Origin of the sequence: Streptomyces sp. NPDC057654 (genome assembly GCF_042800135.1) — a bacterium.
Classification (GTDB): Bacteria; Actinomycetota; Actinomycetes; order Streptomycetales; family Streptomycetaceae; genus Streptomyces.
This window is the reverse complement of record NZ_JBHVHQ010000941.1, coordinates 1-3166: the sequence shown is the minus strand read 5'-3', so window position 1 is coordinate 3166 and position 3166 is coordinate 1. Positions and strand designations below refer to the sequence as shown.

At 75.0% G+C, this 3166-nt stretch carries 1 protein-coding gene; it reads left to right on the top strand.

Going from position 1 to position 3166, the window contains the following annotated elements:
* Positions 1 to 63: 63 nt before the first annotated feature.
* The coding region (locus ACFU99_RS38625) for a lantibiotic dehydratase (protein WP_384401884.1) at positions 64 to 3166 on the top strand (3103 nt) is incomplete at its 3' end.

The window sequence follows — 3166 nt, the reverse complement described above, 5'->3', positions numbered from 1 at the left end:
GAGGCATTGAGGTACTGAGGCATTGAGGTGCGGTGAGCGGTGAGCGGTGAGGAGTACGTTCGCGTGGCGTCCCAGTCATCCCAGTCATCCCCGTCGGTCCCGTCGGTCCAGCAGTTCCGCTACGAGGTCGCCGGCATCGGCATGTTGCGTGCCCCAGTGCTTCCGGTCTCCTCGGCCCCTCCGGTGCTCCCGGTTGACCTCACCGTTCCGGCGTCCGGCGAGGCCGACGTCCTCGCCGCTCTCCTCGCTTCCCTCCGCGCCCTGGCGAACGGCCCGCTGGTGCGGGAGGCCGTCGAGGTGTCCAGCCCCTCCCTGGCCGGCCTGCTGAGCCGGGTACTCGACGCGGGGGAGGGAGCGAGCCTTGCGCAACTGCGGCGTGCTGTACGGTCGTTGACCCTCTACCGGCTGCGCATGAGCACGCGCGCCACCCCCTTCGGGCTGATGGCCGGCGTCGCTCCCGTGCGCTTCGCCGGTCCGGGCGAGGCGCCCGCCGTGCGTCTCGGCGCCGCGCACCGCCGCGCGGTACGCCCCGACCGCGAGTGGCTGACCGGCCTCGTCGCCTCCTGGGAGCGGCGGCCCGGCGTGCTGCACCGGCTGGAAGTGGTGGCCAACGCGCTGTGCCGGGTGCGCGGCGCGCGCTTGGTCCTGCCGTACGTGCCGCAGTCCGTCGAGCCCGCCGAGTCCGCTGGGTCCGCCCAGTCCCCCGGGTCCGCTCAGTCCCCAGGGTCCCCCGGGCCAGCGGAGACCGACGCCCTCACTTCCGGCACCGTCCAGAACGTCAGCGTGCGCCACACATCCGTGGTCGCGGCCGTCCTGGAGCTCGCCCGCCGTCCAGTCCTCGGAGCGGAGCTCGCCCAGGCGCTCCTGGAGCGCTTCCCCGGTGCGACCGCGCAGGCGGTGGACGGCGTGCTGGTGCAACTGGTCGGCAAGGAGATCCTGTTGACGCGGGCCCGGCCGCCGCTGGAGGAGGTCGACCCACTCGGCTACGTGCTGCGCGTCAGCTCCGGGATACCTCCGCGGGCGCTGCCCGAAAGAGCCGAACTCGTGTCCGTAAAAGATGATCTGGAGCGCTACGCCGCGACCCCGCCAGGTCTCGGCGGACCGGCATTGGCCGAGGTCTCCGCGCGGATGCGGCGGCTGCACCCGGCGTCCGACCATCCGCTCCACGTCGATCTCGCGCTGGACGCCGAGGCCCGGCTCCCCGCAGCCGTCGCGGAGGAGGCCGCCCGCGCGGCGGAACTGCTGTGGCGGCTCGCGCCGCGCACGGCGGGGCCGGAGCATCTGCGCGAGTACCACGTGGCGTTCCTGGCGCGCTACGGCACCGACCGGCAAGTGCCGCTCATGGACGTACTCGACCCCGTCGTCGGCCTGGACGCGCCCGCCGGTTATCTGCGCCCGCCGAGTACGCGCGGCGCCCCGCCCGCCGCCCCCGACGAGGAGCGCGACCGCGCCATGGCGTCGCTGGCCCAGCAGGCGGCGATGACGGGAGACGGCGAGGTCGTACTCGACGAGGACCACCCGGTGGTGCGCCTCCTGGCCCCCCGGGCCGACGCGGGCGGCCTGCCCCCGGAGTCGCTGGAGGTGGGCGCCCACCTGCTGGCGGCGGACGCCGACGCGCTGACCGGCGGCGACTTCGCGCTCGTACTGGCCAACGGGTCGCGGCAGGCCGGGGCGATGCTGGGGCGGTTCGGCTATCTGATGGGGGAAGGGGCCGACGCCGAAGTCGCCTCCCTGGCCAAGGGGGAGAAGGGCGAGGGGAACGGCGTGCTGCGCGCGCAGGTCGCCTTCCGGCCCGGCCGGTCGCGGGTCGGCAACGTCGCGCAGGTCCCGCGGCGCCTGGACCGCCTCCTGCCCGTCGGCTGCTTCGCCGACCCCGCCGACCCGGGCGTACTCGACCCCCGTGACCTGGCCGTACGCGCCGACCACGAGCGCCTGTACCTGGTCGAGGCGGCCACCGGACGAGCAGTGCGACCCGCGGTCTTCCACATGCTCAACCCCCGCTGGGACCTCCCCAACGCCGCCCGCTTCCTGTCCGAGATCGCCGCGAGCGGCCGGCGGCGCTGGCAGATGTGGCACTGGGGCGGCGCGGAGCTGCTGCCCCACCTGCCGAGAGTCCGTTACGGGCGTACGGTCCTGAGCCCGGCGCGCTGGCGGCCGGACGCGGAACTGCGCGACGCCGACGCGCCGTTCGCGCGGTGGTGGGAGGCGTTCCGCCGCTGGCAGCGGCAGTGGCGCGTACCCGACCGGGTACAGGTGGGCTGGGCGGACCGCTACGTACAGCTCGACCTGGCGCGGCCCGGCCACCCGGAGCTGCTGCGGCACGAACTGCTCCGTACCGACCAGGCCGAGCTGCGCGAGACGCCCGCCGACGCGGCGGGGGCGCCGGATGGCTGGCTGCGGGGGGAGGCGGGGGCCCACCACGCGGAGGTCGTCATTCCGCTGCGGAGGACCGCTCTCGCCGACGACCGTACGGCCTCGATCGCCCGCCGCCCCGCCCCGGCGCGCCGGCCCGGGACCGTACACCTGCCGGGCGGCGAGTGGCTTCAGATCTGCCTCTACGCCCCCGCCCCGCTGCACGAGGAGCTCCTGGCCGCCACCGATCTGCCGACCCTCCTCGGGGATCTTCCCGCGCGGGTCGACCGCTGGTTCTTCCTGCGCTACAGCGACGCCGGCGGCCCCCACCTGCGGCTTCGCTTCCACGCCCCGCCGGCCGTACTGGCGGGGGAACTGCTCCCGCGCCTGCACCAGGCGGCTGCGGCGCTGCACGAGGGCGGCTTGGTCGGCCGGGCGGTGTGGGACAGCTACGACCCGGAGCTGGAGCGTTACGGCGGGCCGGAGGCGATGGAGGCGGCGGAGCGCGTCTTCCACGCCGACAGCGTGGCCGTACTGGAACACCTGCGCCGCCGGTACGCCCGTCAGGACGCCACGGAACCGCTGCTGCTCGCGGCGGCGGGCTTCGCGGATCTGGCGCGGGCGTTCCACGAGGGGGCTGAGGCGGGGGCTGAGGCGGAAACTGACGGTGCGAGCTGGCTGATGCGCGCGATATCGAAGGACGAGAAGCGCCATCAGGCGTTCCGGCGACGGCGTCGCCAGGCGCTTTCGCTCGTCGACCCCTACCGGCTCGGACCTGGCGCCGCCGCTGACGCCGACCTGCGCGCGCTGTGGG